18 protein-coding genes are annotated in these 17466 nt (G+C 41.5%); 5 read left to right on the top strand and 13 right to left on the bottom strand.

Features of this window, described 5'->3' with window-relative positions:
• Positions 1-82: 82 nt before the first annotated feature.
• Both DYI25_RS09400 and DYI25_RS09405 read right to left on the bottom strand, forming a co-directional pair.
• Entirely contained in the window at positions 83-1360 is a 1278-nt protein-coding gene (locus DYI25_RS09400; RefSeq protein WP_213368201.1) for a ribonuclease H-like domain-containing protein, read from the bottom strand.
• Between the two features lie 15 nt (positions 1361-1375).
• Complete coding sequence (locus DYI25_RS09405) at positions 1376-3652, bottom strand: DEAD/DEAH box helicase (RefSeq protein ID WP_213368202.1); 2277 nt, start codon at positions 3650-3652, stop codon at positions 1376-1378.
• A 206-nt stretch (positions 3653-3858) separates the two neighbouring features.
• On the opposite strand from DYI25_RS09405, the gene DYI25_RS09410 reads away from it, so the two are divergent.
• Complete coding sequence (locus DYI25_RS09410; protein ID WP_213368203.1) at positions 3859-4551, top strand: Crp/Fnr family transcriptional regulator; 693 nt, start codon at positions 3859-3861, stop codon at positions 4549-4551.
• Positions 4552-4716: 165 nt separating this feature from the next.
• On the opposite strand, the gene hcp is transcribed toward DYI25_RS09410, so the two are convergent.
• Complete coding sequence (hcp, locus tag DYI25_RS09415; protein WP_213368204.1) at positions 4717-6018, bottom strand: hydroxylamine reductase; 1302 nt, start codon at positions 6016-6018, stop codon at positions 4717-4719.
• A 222-nt stretch (positions 6019-6240) separates the two neighbouring features.
• On the opposite strand from hcp, the gene DYI25_RS09420 reads away from it, so the two are divergent.
• Positions 6241-6717, top strand: coding sequence for an Hsp20/alpha crystallin family protein (locus DYI25_RS09420; protein WP_213368205.1), 477 nt, complete (start codon positions 6241-6243; stop codon positions 6715-6717).
• A 64-nt stretch (positions 6718-6781) separates the two neighbouring features.
• Here the strand turns inward: DYI25_RS09420 and DYI25_RS22445 are convergent, their stop codons facing one another.
• Positions 6782-7360 (bottom strand): YppG family protein, encoded by a 579-nt coding sequence (locus tag DYI25_RS22445; RefSeq protein ID WP_249745296.1) that lies wholly within the window; start codon positions 7358-7360, stop codon positions 6782-6784.
• A gap of 191 nt (positions 7361-7551) precedes the next feature.
• On the opposite strand from DYI25_RS22445, the gene DYI25_RS09430 reads away from it, so the two are divergent.
• Positions 7552-7749 (top strand): YppF family protein, encoded by a 198-nt coding sequence (locus tag DYI25_RS09430; protein WP_041964530.1) that lies wholly within the window; start codon positions 7552-7554, stop codon positions 7747-7749.
• 39 nt (positions 7750-7788) lie between these two features.
• Here DYI25_RS09430 and DYI25_RS09435 read toward each other — a convergent pair whose 3' ends face one another.
• The 3 genes from DYI25_RS09435 to DYI25_RS09445 all read right to left on the bottom strand — a co-directional run bounded on the left by DYI25_RS09435 (position 7789) and on the right by DYI25_RS09445 (position 9955).
• Entirely contained in the window at positions 7789-8154 is a 366-nt protein-coding gene (locus DYI25_RS09435; RefSeq protein WP_213368207.1) for a YppE family protein, read from the bottom strand.
• A 138-nt stretch (positions 8155-8292) separates the two neighbouring features.
• Positions 8293-8538 (bottom strand): hypothetical protein, encoded by a 246-nt coding sequence (locus DYI25_RS09440; RefSeq protein WP_213368209.1) that lies wholly within the window; start codon positions 8536-8538, stop codon positions 8293-8295.
• 430 nt (positions 8539-8968) lie between these two features.
• The gene (locus tag DYI25_RS09445; protein ID WP_213369516.1) at positions 8969-9955 is read right to left on the bottom strand and encodes a DUF2515 domain-containing protein; all 987 of its coding nucleotides are present in this window, start codon (positions 9953-9955) and stop codon (positions 8969-8971) included.
• A gap of 123 nt (positions 9956-10078) precedes the next feature.
• On the opposite strand from DYI25_RS09445, the gene recU reads away from it, so the two are divergent.
• Positions 10079-10696 (top strand): Holliday junction resolvase RecU, encoded by a 618-nt coding sequence (recU, locus tag DYI25_RS09450; RefSeq protein WP_213368211.1) that lies wholly within the window; start codon positions 10079-10081, stop codon positions 10694-10696.
• 31 nt (positions 10697-10727) lie between these two features.
• Positions 10728-13268 carry a penicillin-binding protein 1A gene (locus tag DYI25_RS09455; RefSeq protein ID WP_213368212.1) on the top strand — a complete coding sequence of 847 codons (2541 nt, stop codon included), beginning with the start codon at positions 10728-10730 and terminating at the stop codon, positions 13266-13268.
• 45 nt (positions 13269-13313) lie between these two features.
• On the opposite strand, the gene DYI25_RS09460 is transcribed toward DYI25_RS09455, so the two are convergent.
• From DYI25_RS09460 to DYI25_RS22600, 6 genes are all read right to left on the bottom strand, one after another.
• A complete protein-coding gene (locus tag DYI25_RS09460) occupies positions 13314-13691 on the bottom strand; it encodes a YpoC family protein (protein WP_213368213.1) in 378 nt (125 codons plus the stop codon).
• Entirely contained in the window at positions 13691-14341 is a 651-nt protein-coding gene (gene nth, locus DYI25_RS09465) for an endonuclease III (RefSeq protein WP_213368214.1), read from the bottom strand. Before nth ends, DYI25_RS09460 begins: the two co-directional genes overlap by 1 nt.
• Positions 14342-14430: 89 nt before the next feature.
• Positions 14431-15138 carry a DnaD domain-containing protein gene (locus DYI25_RS09470; RefSeq protein WP_213368215.1) on the bottom strand — a complete coding sequence of 236 codons (708 nt, stop codon included), beginning with the start codon at positions 15136-15138 and terminating at the stop codon, positions 14431-14433.
• Positions 15139-15393: 255 nt separating this feature from the next.
• Entirely contained in the window at positions 15394-16575 is a 1182-nt protein-coding gene (locus tag DYI25_RS09475) for a pyridoxal phosphate-dependent aminotransferase (protein WP_213369518.1), read from the bottom strand.
• 96 nt (positions 16576-16671) lie between these two features.
• A complete protein-coding gene (locus tag DYI25_RS09480; RefSeq protein ID WP_213368216.1) occupies positions 16672-17157 on the bottom strand; it encodes a DUF5590 domain-containing protein in 486 nt (161 codons plus the stop codon).
• Between the two features lie 97 nt (positions 17158-17254).
• Positions 17255-17425 carry a YpmA family protein gene (locus DYI25_RS22600; protein WP_213368217.1) on the bottom strand — a complete coding sequence of 57 codons (171 nt, stop codon included), beginning with the start codon at positions 17423-17425 and terminating at the stop codon, positions 17255-17257.
• Positions 17426-17466: the final 41 nt, after the last annotated feature.

Consider the following 17466-nt stretch of genomic DNA (forward strand, 5'->3'; position numbering starts at 1 on the left):
GATATTACAGGATTTGAGCTGATAAATGTTAAAATTTTGTTACAATTCAAGGTTCCTTGACGAAACCTCAGATAATACGAGTTTATTTTGGCGAATTTTGCGCTTGCCCGGGAAATTCTTTTCGGGAAATCCTCTGAATCCTTTTTTCGAGCTCCTGGTTAAAAATCATGTCCCTTTTTGTTGCAGCCTTTTCTTCCTTCTGAAGTTCCTCGGCAATACGACAATATTTTAAAGCAAATTCAAGGTTTTTTTCACGATGCTCGAAATGTTTGGCCAGCTCGATGCATGCTTCTTTCCGTTGCTTTTTTGTCCCTTTGGCTGCACTTTCTTTCCACAGCGAGACTGCCTTCTGCCATTCTTTATGCTTTTTATGCTCAAAGGCAAGTGCGTGCTTAGCTGAAATTTCTTCCTCATTTCCATCATCCAGAAGTCCAGTGAAGGCTTCCTTCGCTTTATCAGACTCGCCAAGATAGGAAAACCAGCGTCCTACCTCGAAAGTTTCCCGTGGTGTTTGGCTGCTGTCCCTCCCGAGAATCTGGAAGGTTAAATGTGTATAGAGAGTCAGTAATGAAAGGATGTCAGTTTCATTGTGCTTAATGACACCCAGCAATCCTTCAGGGTTCTTCCTCTCCAGGAAGTCAAAATAAATCATTGGTGCCAAAAAGCCAGGAATGTCATCCTTTCTTTCAAGACCCAATACCTCCTGTTCCACTATGCTCAATTTCATCCGTTCAATCTTATGCTTCCATAATCTCCTCGCTGCATGATACAGATCAAAATGGCCATAGGATGGCAGCTTGGGCACATGGTCACGTACAAGGGTGTGCCTCGTTTTGACCTGAGGCCAATCGAAAGCCTTACCATTGTACGTAACCAATGTCCTGTAATCGGCATTCATCAAAAAGCTCTGGTAAAGAGCGACTTCTGCTCCCGGATTCGGCAGGATATGCTGTTTTAATTTCACCGAATCCCCTGAAATTGACGCATGGCCAAGCAGGAAGATGGTATTGCCTGTCCCTCCCCCAAGTCCGGTTGTTTCGGTATCAAAAAACACCAGTTCGGCAGGACCGTGGCCCACTGCAGAAAGCGGATGCTTTGTCTGCTCCTTGTTCCAGAGTGAAACAGCCTCGAGCAAATCTCCGAATTGGTAATGTCCGTGCTGATGGCCAAGCGGATAACTCACTTCCCTGACTAGACAATATTGCCCATCAAAATAGAAGGGGGAAACCTGTTCCTGCTCCCAGACGTCAAGAAACGGGATTTCTGGTGTTTCTTCAAATTTGGCCGGTTCGGCCTTTGGCTTTTCAATCCCGCTTTTTATATGGGGTTTCAGCCGGTTCAATTTATTCTTGAGACTCATATTCCCCCTCCTTCCCTACACAGCTGCTCTAATGAATAAATCCAGTAATTTTGATACGTCATTTTTAGAATGAATAGATGCAGTATCCGTTCCGATGCAGGACGGGCACCCGTCGGAACACTGGCAATTCATGACCATTTGTTTGGTTTGGTTCAGAATCTCTTCGATTCCGGTATATATTTTTTCGCTTAGCCCTATCCCTCCAGGGTAGCGGTCATAAAAGAAGATTGTTGGCTTTTCGTTATGGGCAGCCTTTACCTGCGGAACTACATGTACGTCAGAAGGGTCACACATCACGAATAATGGCGCGATATGCTTCAGTGCCTGAGATGTCCCAATTAACCCTTCCTCCAGACGGTCATGGCCAAATTCGGACAGTTCTTTATTCAGTGATATCCATGCTGAGCTTGTGTGGAGCTCTTCTTCAGGGAGAAAAATTGGTCCTGAGCCAATATTCTCATGTGTTTCAAACCTGATCTTCTTGAAAATCGTCGCCATTGCTCTTACGCTGACATCTCCATAGCCGATCTCTGTTTCTGCATTGCCCCTGTGCTTGTCTTCCTCCAGAACACTTAGCTGGACGGCGAGATTGGCATCTGTAAAATAATCAACATCGACTTCACGCACAAACGCCTTCTTCTCCTCCCAATCAAGCTTTTCCACCTGGAATTGGATTCCTTGATGGAGATAAATGGCTTCTTCATGCAGCAGCGTCATCGCTGAAAAAGTATCCATTTCTCCAATTACCCTGACATTGGCTACATCAGATTGGTCAATGATCACAACATTTTCCTGTGATGCTGAACGCAGACTGATATTGTGAGCCGGGAATGCATCATTCATCCAGAACCATTTATCTCCGTTCTGGTGGAGGATCCGCTCCTCCGTCAAATATTCAAGTATTTCTTCAATTTCAGCAGCACCAAAAGTGTCGCCCTTTTTGAATGGCAATTCATAGGAAGCACATTTGATATGGTCAATCAAGATAATTAAATTATCAGGATTGATTCTCGCCGTTTCCGGACTGCGGTTGAAAAAGTAATCAGGATTCTGGATAACGTACTGATCCAGCGGACTGGAGCTGGCTACCATGATGACAACCGATTCCCCGTGGCGGCGTCCTGCCCGGCCTGCTTGCTGCCATGCACTCGCAATCGTTCCCGGGTATCCGTTCATGATACACACCTGAAGCTGGCCGATATCTACACCAAGTTCAAGTGCATTGGTGCTGACAACCCCGTAAATGTCACCGGAACGGAGGCCCTTTTCGATTTCGCGCCTTTCTGTCGGAAGGTAACCACCCCGGTATCCTCTGATTGCTTTTGGGCCTAGCTTGTGTTTGACCAAATCCTGAAGATAAGTCAGCAGGATTTCTACCCTCACTCTGCTTCTTGCAAACACGATGGTCTGGATCTTATTTTTCAAAAATTCACCTGCAAGCCTTCGAGTTTCAAGAGTTGCACTCCTGCGGACATTGAGCGGAATATTGACAACTGGAGGATTATAAAATAAAAAGTGCTTCCTTCCTGAAGGAGCTCCATTATTGTCGATCAGAACCATGTCCTTTTCTGTCAGACCCTCAGCCAGTTCCAGCGGGTTTGCAATCGTTGCTGAAGTACAAATAAAAACGGGATCGCTTCCATAATAATTGCAGATTCTCTTCAGTCTTCTTATGAGATTTGCCACATGGCTGCCGAAGACTCCCCTGTAAATATGCAATTCGTCAATGACGACATACTTTAGATTCTCAAAAAGGGAAACCCATTTTGTATGGTGTGGCAGGATCGCAGAATGGAGCATGTCCGGATTGGTAATAACGATATGCCCTGCCCTTCTGACCTTCTGCCGAATATTAGAAGGAGTGTCTCCATCATATGTATAGCTATTGATCGCCAGCTCCGCCTCCTGGATCAGCTCATTAATTTCACTCTTTTGGTCCTGGGCAAGTGCTTTTGTCGGGAACATATACAGCGCTCTAGCATTTGGATCTTCAATGATAGTTTGAAGTACCGGCAGGTTATAACACAATGTTTTCCCTGAAGCCGTCGGCGTGACAGCAACAATGCTCTGCCCCTGCATGATTTGTTCATAGGAAGACTTTTGATGTGTATACAGGCGGGAAATCCCGCGTCTTTCTAATGCTTTTTTCAATATCCCGCTTAATTCCTCTGGCATTTCTTCAGTTTGGGCTTCTTTCTCTTCAATCGTATGCCAGTGGACAATATTTTTCTTTACCGATTCACTTACCTTCAATTCTTGCAAAATCTCGTGCATGCTTTTCCGGACCTTCATAGCGTTCACCTCGTTAACACTATTTTAGCGAATAAACGTTCGTTGCAAAAGATAAAAGTTAAATAAATCAAACTGCTATTTTTTGGCATGTATATTCCTCACCCTTTTAATCTACTATTCAACCGCCCTCGGAACAACAAGTTATGTCTTTTAATTCAACCTTTTGCTAAAATAGAGTGGACAAACAGCTAATAGAGGTGTTTTTTTTGGATAGAAATGAGATCAAACGAGTCCTGGCCAAATTTTCTTTGTTCAGAGACCTTGATGACCATGAACTAGATAAGATTGTGGATATATCAATTGCACGAGAATGGAAGAAAAATAGCCATATTTTTATGCAGGGTGACCCTCTTGAAAATGTGTATTTTATTAATGAAGGAAAAGTAAAAATCTATAAGAGCGATGCCAATGGCCGGGAGCAAATTGTGGCCATCCTTAAAAAAGGAGAAATGTTCCCGCACGTAGGTTTTTTCAGAAAAGGTGGCTATCCCGGGTATTCCGAGGTATTGGACCAGGCCAGCCTTGTCGTCGTTCCGATTTCGCAATTCGAAAAAGTACTGGTTGATAACCCTCACTTAAGCATCAAGGTGTTCAAGGTACTTGGAGAAAAAATCGTTGACCTTCAAGAAAGGCTTGAAGCACAAATCCTAAACAACACATATGAACAGATCATAAAGCTTTTGATTAGGCTTGGAGAACTTCATGGTGAAAAACAGGAGGATGGCACGGTTTGGTTGAAGGCTGATTTCACAAACAAAGACCTGGCCAATATGATTGGAACGACTAGAGAAACGGTGAGCAGGACGTTAACGAAAATGAAAAAGGATGAACTGCTCTCTATCGATTCAAATGGGAACATGATATTAGACCCGGACGTATTGATGGATGAGCTTGTTTGATTTCCATAAACTTTGTTGCTAAGACAACCTATATACTGCTTTTCCAGTACTAACCCCCCGGAAAAGCACCGAAGCTTATAAGAAAACAGTTTTATCAATCAGTAATAAATTCGAAAGCAACATTAATAAAACGCCCGGAGCATAATGCTTCGGGCGTTCATGTTATTATTCAGTTTTGCTTAATCCCATCATTGTTTCTAAATCTTCCTGTGCGCTTGTGATCAACTTCAGATTGAATGTATCCTGAAGTACTTGCATAACGCCCTCAGAAATGAATTCTGGCGGCTTAGGTCCAATGCGGATATCCTGGATTCCCAGACTGAACAATCCAAGCAGGATCGCTACAGCTTTTTGCTCGAACCAAGAAAGGACGATACTTACAGGCAGCTCATTTACGTCACATTCAAACGCATCAGCTAACGCCTTCGCGATTTTTACGGTGGATACAGAGTTATTACACTGGCCAAGATCCAAATATCTAGGAATGTCTGTTCCAGGAACCACACCATAATCCACATCATTGAAACGGAATTTTCCGCATGAAGTTGTCAGGATAACAGCTTCAGGAGGAAGGGATGTTGCAAGCTCACGGTAGTATTCTCCGCCTTTACCTGGTGCGTCACAGCCCGCAATGACGAAGAAGCGCTTGATTTTCCCAGATTTTACGGCATCAATTACCTCTGGCGCCAGGCCGATCACTGTTTCATGGTGGAAGCCTGTCACAAGTGTTTCTTCGGATTCCATATTCGCTTCAGGTAGCTCCAATGCTTTTTCAATAAGCATTGAGAAATCATCATTTTCAATTTTTCTCACATTCTCAAGGCCAGCAACTTCATATGTAAACATACGGTCTGCATATGAACCTTTGATTGGCATTACACAGTTTGTCGTAGCCAGAATCGCTCCTGGAAACTTTTCAAACAGGCGGCGCTGGTCGAACCATGCTTTTCCGATGTTCCCCTTTAGGTGCGGGTACTTCTTCAATGCTGGATAGCCATGGGCAGGAAGCATCTCGGAGTGAGTGTAGATATTGATTCCTTTACCCTCTGTTTGCTTCAATAATTCTTCAAGCGCGAACAGATTATGACCTGTTACTACAATTGCTTTTCCTTCAATCTTATTCTGGCTGACCTTCACAGGCTGTGGAATTCCAAGGCGGCTGGTGTGTGCCTCATCGAGCATTTCCATCACACGTACAGCTGATTGTCCAACCTTCATTGCCATATCGATATGTTCTTGTACATTAAAGTTTGAGTTGGTTAATGTCATATATAAGGCTTCGTGGGTTGTAGCGTCAACAAATGGATCAGTGAAACCAAGCTGATTTGCATGCGTTCTATATGCTGCGATTCCTTTTAAAGCAAAAATCATAGTGTCCTGTAGGCTTGCGATCGTTTCATCTTTTCCGCATACACCAACAACTTTGCATCCTCCTGTTGGCGTTTGTTCACATTGGTAACAAAACATATGTGTATTCCCCTCTTCTCCGTTATTTACTTTTTAAGCATACAGAGGATGAAAAGGCGGTTATGTGACCTAAATCACACTATAGGCATTTTTCACAAAGTGTTCAAAAAATAAGGCGAAGTGATGAAGCCTCACCAGATGTAAAGTTACGCAATCTTGAACAGGGACATTCTTCCCAACATAACCTATTATAAGAATTTCTGCAGAGGAGGATGTGCATCGATGGCAACCAACCATCCTGACCGCCCAAAAAGACAAGAAACCCTTGAACAATGGTTTAAATCTATGAACCAGCTGATGCAGGAGAAGCCGGTTAAAGGCATACTGCAAAGCATTGATGATTTTTTCAGACAGCCCTTCCCGCATTCGTCCTTCAGCGTGGGGCTGCATGAAACTGAAAAGGAGTATATAGTGAAGGCAGAATTGCCAGGGGTTAAAAGAGACCAAATTTCAATTAATATTATTAATAACTCCCTGACAATATTGGTCAATCAGACTGATGTCACTTCAGAAATCAATGATATTGCCAAAACGGAGAAGCACATGGCTTCGACGAGGCAATTGAGCAGGACGATTCCCTTTTCTGTTCCAGTCAATGAAAGAAAGACACGCGCTTCCTATCGTGACGGGCTGCTTGAAGTCAAAATTGCAAAAAAGCAAGGTAAGAAGATTGATATTTTAACTGATCCAGAAGAATGATGTGTATACCAAAATGAAAAAAAATAACAAGCAGGCTGATTGCCTGCTTGTTTTATTTACCAAATTAGACTTTAAACATCCCGCCAAAGCCTTTGACAAGTGAAGAGACCTGCGTTACTGCATTCATCATCTGTCCGGCCGTATCAACCATTTTGTTAACATCCAGATTGCCATCCTGGCTTTTAAAAGAGTTCATGATGGACTGCAAGCCAGAGGGCTGCTTAGGCATGAACGCATATTGTGGATATGGATTGTAGTTCTGATAATCCGCTTGAGGGTTATAGTACCCGTAAATAGGGTCCCCCTCAGGCTCAAGCGGGTTTTGGAAAAGCATTTTTGAATAGTCATTCTTGCTTTCATGCATAGGATTGGGCTGATTCCAATAAGAATTCCCTTGTTGCATATATGGATTCATCGGGTTGCCCTGCTGCATATATGGATTCACCGGGTTCTCCTGCTGCATATATTGGTTTGGCCAGTTTCCTGGCATCGCATTCCAATATGGAGTGTTATACTGTTGAGGGTGCGGTTGTTGCCGGTTCAAACCTTGATGATTCCCGTATAAAAGATTTGGATCCAGATTATATTGATGATCCCACCATTGTGGTTGATAGGCAGTCGTCTTATTCCTGCGGCCAAACATGGCGAACATCCTCCTCCAAGTTTTCATTACGATATTATATGTTACTGCCGCCCAGTTGGTGATAAGGCTGGAAGGGACTTCCGATTTTGTCTAACGGTGAAACATGTTGTCGGAAGTTTCAATTTTTGAAAAATAATTGACCCTTCCATTTTCATGATACGATTGTTTCAAATGATGGAGGAGGATGAAAAATGAACGTTCACGAACTAAAAAATCTATTTGCCGAGACAAAAGAATACACTCCGGAACATGTAAATGAATTGCTCGATTTCACTAAAAAATCGTATATTCAGAATGAAATTACCATTTTAGAATACCGGAACCTGGTTCGTGAACTGGAGTTGCAAGGAGCTTTCATTCCCGAGGATCAGAAAGAAATATCCATATAAAAAGTTTGAAGCACCAGAGCTCTGGTGCTTCTTTATTTTTCACTGCCTTGCGTTCTCGACGGCAATGATCATGCTGTTTAAGATGAATTCAACTGACTGTAATTGATCAAGGAATCTTTTCTTGCTTGTTTCAGGAAAAAAAGCCTGGACAGAAATGACTTCCAAATAATCAGCCGCTGTTTCGATTTGATTAGCATGAAGGTTTTTCGGTCTATTTGACTTTACCCATTGGGCAGCAATTTCTCTCCACGCATCCGCTGCCAATTTCACCTCATCAGCAAATGGCTTTACTTCTGTATGAAAGTCGCCTCTTACTCCCTCTTCCTTCGAATGTTGAAATCGTTTATGAGCCGTTTCCACATTAACCAGCAGTTTTTTGGATAATGTAAGAATGTTATTTTCCATTTCCACTTTAATCACACTTTCTTTATTTCTATTTTATTATTAATGCAGTTCTTCAATCATGATCTCGATATTGAACTTATACAAAAAAGTAGCCTTCTGTAATGAAAGCTACTTAAAGATGAATCCATTCTATATAAATTAAAAACTCAATTCAAGTTTTAAAGAGGATTGCTCTTGTAAGTCAGGTTTTATCTCCTGAAGCAGCTTCCCTTCCATTCTATCTAAAAAAATGCCGGTTTCTGTTAATTGTGATGAATGGAACAGGCACATCGTTTCTCGGATTTCCATCAAAGATTCATGCAGGTTGAAATCCGTCTCTTCAAGGCTATGGGCCATATCAGTTAACATCCCTAAAATTTCATCTTTTTCAATTCCTTGTTTCATTGGTCATCTCTCCTAACTACAGTTATTTTAAGGTCTGGCAGTATGCAACCCGCTGCACGACAACGAATCTTCTCTAAGGAAATATAGAAACTTAACTTGTAAATTCTACTTCTTACCTGAACCTCCTTCAACGTTGACAAAACTAGAAGGAATTCGCCAAACAAAGTGTTTTTCAGCAGCAATGTTTACAGCCTTCGACATTCAATTGCCGAATGAAAAAACAGCAAATGAACAAACTAATCTCGGGAGGTGTTCACATGAATAAAAAACAACAGAAAACTGCACAGCAGCCCAATAAAACTGCTGAGAAAAAAACAGGGTATGGCGACAAAAAGCTGGAAGGACCAAACCGACCAGCAGAGTGATGACCATACGCTGGAGCTGGATAAAGAAACAAAAAGCAAGGTGCTCCCTTGCTTTTTTGTATGCATCAATCTGAAGTGAATAATTCCTTCACCGAAATCAAGGCATGTAATTGTTTTTGTTTTTTTTTGTACCATCCCGTCAAGTGAACAGGATGTCTGTGGTTGATTTCCTGGCTGAACCACTTTTTGTGATACCCCCTCAGCTTATACCAGTCACCTTGTTCATGGAAATGATGCTGGATGATTGGAAAAGTACAACGAAGAAATGGAGTGTCTCTTTTTTTATCGTAAGCAAAGTACTGTTCATAATCATGTCTTGAAGCAGTATGTTCTGTCTGGACCGCGAATTCAAGAAATAATGGATAATAGCGGTGGTCAAATAAAATTGAGGCAAGCCGCTTTCCGAGGTTAATTCTTTTGCTGACGGATTTGAATCCATTCACGCTTGCCCCGTATAATTCTCCCTCACACGTTGGGAAAATGACCGTGCTGAAATGCAGATAATCTTCGAAGGAAAACATCAGGGTGTTGAATACTCTCTTTTTATATACTGGATGCCTTATAACAGGGTTATGGATCACGTTTTGTTCATTTATGATCAAAGCAGTCAATAGCCTTTTTTTATCTCCACGCTCCCAAAATACCTGCCATTCTTTTTCCATAAATATTGAAACATCCAGGAATTTCAGCAAGTGAAACATTGGTAACCTTTTTTTCGTCGAATAAGAGTATAAAAGAAGCTGAGAAAACGCATCGCGAAAAATCAGCCAATTAGCCCTTTCATATGTGAGGAATAACCGCTGGCGTATTGGAGGAGCCAGCATCTTTGGAAACCAGTCACCCTCCAGGTCGCACATATTATAGCCGCCATTCCTTGAAACCATGCTGGCCAGGAAAGCCCAGATCATTTCTGGATATTCCAGGTAAAAATCAAGATAAGCTCTTGTTCTTGAGATATTGTCCAAGTTCTTGTCATCTGTTTCAAACCTGATTTTTTGTATGACCTCGGCTTCATGGTCAGGGAGTTGATGAAATTGAGGATTTTGGGTTATTGACACGCCTTTTCTCTTCCTTTTCAATAGGTTCTTTATAGGGTGATTGGAAATGAGGCTTTTTATTCAACCAAAATCCGTCGATATTTGGTATGATATAGAGTAGTCTGCGAGGTGGTCAGCTTGATATTCAATTATCCAAACGGAAAGAAATATACGCCAAACACAAGTAAAGAGCCGCCAAAGAAAGCCAGAATGCACAAAAATGCAGCCTATAGCAATAGAGGGATGACATTAGAGGAGGACCTGAATGAAACAAACTCCTACTATCTAGACCGGGCGATAGCGGTAATCCATAAGAAACCGACACCCGTTCAGATCGTTAATGTGGATTATCCGCGCAGGAGTGCAGCAGTTATAAAAGAGGCATACTTTAAACAAGCATCTACTACAGACTATAATGGAGTTTATAAAGGAAAATACATTGATTTTGAAGCAAAAGAGACAAAGTTTTCAACTTCGTTCCCATTGAAGAACTTTCATGAACACCAGATTGTCCATATGAAAGCCGTGCTTGAGCAAGACGGTATATGTTTTGTCATTCTCCGTTTCTCCACGGAAGAAGAGATATACATGCTAGAAGCGAACCATTTGCTGACTTTCTGGGAAAGAATGAAAAGTGGCGGCAGGAAGTCAATCACAAAGGAAGAAGTCATCAATTTCGGCCATAAGATTCCCCTTGGGCTTCATCCAAGGATTGACTATATAAAAGTTATCGATTATCTTTATAAACTTAGTTAGTTTTTTATTGCGAGAAAGGAATGAACTATAAATGGCACAAAAACCTCAAACTAGAGAGGAGCGCCGAAGACAGCAGGCAGCCAAGAATAATAAGAAACCAAAAGGCAAGAAAGCGAATAAAGGAATGTTCAAGAAAATTTTCCTGACGCTGATCGCGCTTGGCATCATTGGCATGTTGACTGGAATCGCTACCTTTGCATTCATGATACAGGATACACCAAAACTTGATGAGTCCTTACTCAAAGATCCTATTTCTTCGAAAATATATGATAAAGATAAAGAGCTTGTAACAGAAGTTGGCTCACAAAACAGAGACTATGTTGCCTATGAAGATATACCAAAACTTGTGGAAAACGCATTTTTAGCAACAGAGGATGTCAGATTCTACAAACATAATGGTATCGACGTCATCCGTCTTGGAGGAGCCGTTATAGCAAACGTAACTGAAGGCTTTGGTTCCGAAGGTGCTTCCACCATCACTCAGCAGGTTGTCAAAAACTACTTCCTTGGCTTTGAAAAAACAATCTCAAGGAAGGCACAGGAAGCATGGCTTGCATACCAGCTCGAACAAAAATATACGAAACAGCAAATCTTTGAAATGTATGTAAATAAGATTTATATGTCCGAAAATATGCACGGTGTCCTGACTGCATCAAAAACTTATTTCGGGAAGGACGACCTTAGCGAACTTGAATTGCATGAGGCAGCACTGCTTGCCGGTATGCCTCAGAGTCCTAATAACTATAATCCTTTTACGAATCCGGAAAAGGCAGAACAACGCAGAAACGTTGTATTGTTACTTATGCATCAGCATGGTTTCATTACAAAGGAAGAAAAAGAGAATGCACAGAAAATCCCTGTTGAATCTACCCTCGTGAAAGAAGAAAACAGGAAGAATAAGAATGAAGAACCATTCGATGCCTTTGTTGACATGGTGATCGAGGAAGTTACAGAAAAAACCGATTTTGATATTTTTTCCGATGGGCTTGAAATTTATACAACACTTGATCAAAACGCACAGAAGCATGTAGAAAACATCCTGAATTCAGATGCCGCTGTACAATTCCCTAATGATGAAATGCAGGCTGGCATCACCTTGCTTGATACGAAAACCGGGGAAATACGTGCGATTGGCGGCGGTCGGAACCAACAGGTCAAGCGTGGTTTGAATTACGCAATTGATGTTAAAAGACAGCCAGGCTCAACGATCAAGCCTATCCTCGACTATGGACCGGCAATCGAGCATTTGCGCTGGGGCACTTATCATATGCTAGAAGATAAGCCTATGACCTATTCAAACGGAGAACCAATCGGAAACTGGAACGACAAGTATAACGGCATTATGACAATGCGAGCGGCTCTCGCCAAATCGATTAATATCCCTGCCCTGCAGGCTTTTCAGGCTGTAGGTGCTGAAAAAGCGAGGGAATTCGGGGTTAAGCTTGGTTTAACATTAGCTGATCCTATTTTTGAATCGGCTTCCATCGGTGCACATGACATTGCTCCTATCGAAATGGCTGGTGCCTATGCAGCTTTTGGTAATAATGGGTTCTTTACAGAGCCATATTCAGTCAAAAAAGTTGTCCTCCGTGACAAGACAGAAATCGATTTGACACCTGAGACCGAAGTAGTCATGAAAGATTATACTGCATTTATGATTTCGGATATGCTTAAAACAGCAATCAAGCAAGGAACTGGTGCAACTTACGCAAACATCTCCAACCTTCATGTTGCTGGTAAAACAGGTACAACAAATTACACGCAAGATGAAATCAATGATTGGGGAATTAAAAATGGCGGTGTCCCTGATTCCTGGTTTGTAGGCTATACAACAAGGTATACCGCATCCGTATGGACCGGCTACAAAGACAGAAAAACTGCGCTTTATGGTACAGAACAAAAAATATCACAGATGCTTTTCAAGGATCTGATGACATATGTATCTAAAGATGTAGATACTCCGGATTTCACCGTACCAAAGAGTGTTGAAAGAGTTAAAGTCGAAAAAGGGACAATGCCTGCAAAGCTTGCTAGTGAATATACTCCGAAGGATGAAATCCTTTATGAGTGGGCTGTTAAGGGTAATGTGCCAAAGGAAACTTCAAAGAAGTTTGAAAAACTTGAAACTCCTTCAAAGCTTGAAGCAAAATACGATGAAATGAAAAATGAAATCATCCTGAGCTGGGAATTCGAACAGGAGAATAAAGAGGATATTCAATTCGAGGTTACCGCATCTCTTGATGAAGGTCCTGAGCAAAAACTGACCACCACAGCCGAGACTGGCTTGAAAATCGCCAATGCAGTCCCAGGCGGTATTTACTCATTCAAGGTTACAGCTATTCGCGGTGAACAGCGATCTGACCCAGCGACCCTTAAAGTAGAAGTTCCAGAACCACTCCTGCCAGAGCCAGAAGATGGCGAGAATGAAGATGAGAATGATGAAGGCGATGAAAGTGGCCAAGGAAACGGTAATGAAACTGGAAACGGGAACGGGAACGGAAACGGAAACGGCAATGGGAATAATAACGGTAACAATAGCGGTAATGACAATGGTGATGGAGATGACACTTGATTTCCCTTTTAAAGTTTAATGAAACCAAAAAACAAACGTCCTGACTCAATCAGGACGTTTGTTTTTTGCTCCATATAAAACCGCTTGTTTAGCAAACTGCTTTTCCTGTTCAGCGAATAATTCAGCAAGTTGTTTATAAGAATGAAAGAGTTTTGGTCTTGATACAATAAAATCAAGTCTTTCTTCTACATTCACCGGTTTGATTTTACAGTCTTTAATCGCATATAAATCATCGTTCAGGCTATTAGAAAGAAAAAGGAACTGTTCAAATAAATCAATCCCTCTCTCCATTAATGGCAGTGCCTTTTCGCTATTCCTGTTCTTGAAATGAGTGGCGAGGTTTTCCTTGCACTGTTTCCATTCACCAAGTACTCTTTCCACTGCTTGATCACGATCTTGAGAGAAACTATCTATTCTGTCCATTACGCTTTTGCTCTCATCCTTTTCTTGCCCTCTCTGCATACCTCAAGTAAAGGACATGTTTCACACTTAGGATTCTGTGCTTTACAATGGTATCGGCCAAAGAAGATCATCCTATGATGTGTGATGGACCATTCTTCCTCAGGAACCTTTCTCATCAGTGTCTTTTCCACCTCAAGAACTGAATCCTTCCAGCGGCAAAAAGCCAGGCGTTTGCTGACCCGCTCCACATGTGTATCAACTGCAATTGCAGGTATCCCGAAAGCGACCGAAACCACGACATTTGCTGTTTTACGCCCCACCCCAGGAAGATTCGTCAATTCATCCCTGTCTTGCGGAACTTCTCCGCCATACTCATCAATAATCATCCTGCAAAGCTTTTGGATATTTTTCGCTTTATTACGATACAATCCAATTGACCGGATATCCTGCTGCAGTTCTTCCAACGAAACACTCAAAAAATCCTCAGGACTTTTGTATTTTTGGAACAAGTTTTTTGTCACCTTGTTCACTAGAGCATCGGTGCACTGAGCAGATAGGGCGACGGCGATCACCAGCTCAAAAGGATTGGAGTGGACAAGCTCGCAATGTGCATTAGGGAACATCCTTCCCATTTCATCAAGACAAAACCTGATTTGCTGTTTATTTAACAAAAATCTCACCACTTTTCTATATTTGCGACTTCCTACACATAAATAAAAAAATGAAAAAAAGAGAGAATGGATGAATTCTCTCGTTACAATTACTGTTCAAGCCAGTTATAAAACGGAACAGGATTCGCAGAAACTTTAGGTTCTTCCTTCCCTGTCTTTTGAGTACTCTGATGCTGCCTGAATTTCCTACCATAACTTTTGGCTTGTTCGATAGTCTTGATTCCATTCTTCTTCCATTCAAAAAGAATTCGGTCTATGTACCGAAAATTCAATTTGCCAGAGATGACAGCTTCTCTTAACGCAGCTTTAATGATGATTGGATCATGGTGATCATCATCCATCCACATTGCAAGTGATTCACATTCGAATGGGGATAACGGTCGGCCGAATTCCCTTTCAAACGCTGTATATAAATCTGTTTCTTCCTTTTGATCCTTAATCTCTTTTTCCTGTTTCCGTTTGATCATAAACTGATCAAATAGCTTTTCCCACAACGGTTCCAGGGAATATTTTTCATATCTGATTCCGTCCGTGGAATTCCCGTCACTTATCGATATAAAGCCTCTCTGAATAAGTGCTCGGAGCAAATCTGTACATTCGAAAGCCGATATCGTCATGCGGGCTGCAAGTTCCGTAGGCGTAGGAAATTCATTTCCTTTTTCAGAAAAATAGAAAACATGAAGTAATAGTGCCAATTCTTGTTCGTTCAATCTCATTTCTTTGTACTGCGTAAGCAATACAGCAGGAATTGTAACATTCCCCTCTTTCAGCCAATCTAACATATCTGCTTTTTTCATTCCGGACACCTCATTTCATAGTATAGCATGAACAAGCCCGGCTGGTAATAAAATAGAAAAAGATTAAAAAGGGAAATTAGTCGAAAAATAGCGATAAAGAAGGCTATATCAGACAAAATAAAACAAACTTCCCTAAAATACAACAAGGCCCGAAATGTATGGGCCTTATCATTGGGTGTGTAATTTCTAAATAATTTCAGAGATCACTCAAACTTGGAAAACGGAGAATCGGTCCATGATCCTCCGTCTGCTAATTTAAACTCGGCTTTCAACGAAATTATGAATCCTGCTGATCGCTTCCTCTAACTGGTCAAGTGATGTAGCATATGACAATCGCATATAATCAGGTGCTCCAAAACCAGAGCCAGGAACAACCGCAACATTTGCTTCTGTCAGCAATACTTCTGCAAACTCATCCACGTCCTTGCAGCCCGTCATCAAAGCGGCTTCTTTTGCATTTGGAAACAGATAAAATGCTCCCTGAGGCTTTATACAACTGATTCCTGGTATTTCATTCAGCTTACCATGGATGATTTCAAGTCTTTCTTCAAAAGCCGTACGCATTGTTTCTACAGCATCCTGGGATCCTGCGTAAGCTGCAATTGTCGCATACTGGGCAGGAGTCGTTGGATTTGACGTGCTGTGGCTAGCCAGATCGGTCATTGCCTTAATGATTTTACTGTCCCCTGCCGCATAACCGATTCTCCATCCTGTCATGGAATGGGACTTCGAAACTCCATTGATGATGATCGTCTGCCTTTTAAGCTCTTCTGAGAGTTCAGCAATTGAAATATGCTCAGCATTACCATAAATTAATTTTTCGTAAATCTCATCTGAGATGATCAGGAGACCATTCTCGAGACATACATCTCCAAGAGCCTTCAATTCCTCTCTGGAATATACCATACCGGTAGGATTGCTAGGGGAATTAATGATGACGGCCTTTGTCTTTTCTGTGACCTTTTCCATTAGTTGATCAGGGGTAATTTTGAAGCTGTTCTGTTCAAGCCCTTCCACATAAACAGGATTTCCTCCTGCAAGCTTAACCTGCTCAGGATAGCTGACCCAATAAGGAATCGGAATGATCACTTCGTCACCTTCATCCAGGAGCACTTGGAATAAGGTGTACAAGCCATGTTTAGCTCCGCTTGTAACAATGATTTCACTCAACTGATATTCAAGTCCTTGATCAACTTTTAACTTAGCTGCGATTTCCTTTATCAACTCCGGAAGACCGCCAGATGGTGTGTACTTAGTGAACCCTTCATTCATGGACTTAACTGCCGCATCGATAATATGCTGCGGCGTGTTGAAGTCAGGCTCCCCTGCTCCTAGTCCAATAACGTCTTTCCCTTGAGCTTTCAATTCTTTTGCTTTTGCGGTAATCGCCAAAGTTGATGAAGGAGTGAGCGCTCCCACTCTGCTGGCTAACTGGATCTCCATCCCTTTACCTCCTAGTATTTTTTCATATGGCTGTTATCAAATATTTAATCCATGATCCTTCTTGAACGATGAAAATTGGCTAAATGCGAATTACAAATTATCAATGGCCCTCAGTTTTTCACCTGTATCGAAATCAACATAATAATAATTGATTGTGTCGCTGTTATTCCGGTAATAAATTTCCCATGCCGGCCTGTCCGTCTTTTGGATTCTGGCCATGCCGAGCCTTACTTCAATGATTTCATTAGGATTTTTTTCCTGATATAGTTTATTTAAAGCTTCTTTTTTCGTGATACCCTTTTTAGCATTTCTCGTGATAACTTTGCTATTTTTTTCATTGATCCAAACATAAACATCTTCCTGTTTGACATTTTTCCCTGTCATCACATAATAAGTCTCTTCTCCACTGTACAAACTAAAGTTTGTGAAATCTGAGAGGTTTGTTTCTTTTAACGCAATTTGTACAGCCTCTTTTTCCGCTGCCTTCACTGGCTCAACCGCATTTAAGTATACATTGACCAGAATCCCCGTTATTGTAACAACTATGAGGATACTGAAAAATATCCATTTCTTCACATGTATCCCTTCTTTATGTATGCTCATTTCACTGCTTTTTCCGATTTTTTCATTTATATAACAAAACAGCAGTTCAGTCCACTATATTCTTTTTTAATCATGTGCGATAAATGGTAAAGATCGCTTTTTCTTTATCATCCTGATCCAATGCGAGACCGAACATGAGGTCTTCACGCTTCAATGTCCTGTTCAGAGCATCCACAATTTTATACAAATCAGGACTATTCTGGACCTTCACTGTCGAGATTACTTCAATTTTACTTTCCACGCCTGCTTCCACTCCTCCCACACAATTTTTGTCATTTATAT

Origin of the sequence: Mesobacillus boroniphilus (assembly GCF_018424685.1) — a bacterium.
Classification (GTDB): domain Bacteria; phylum Bacillota; class Bacilli; order Bacillales; family Cytobacillaceae; genus Mesobacillus; species Mesobacillus boroniphilus_A.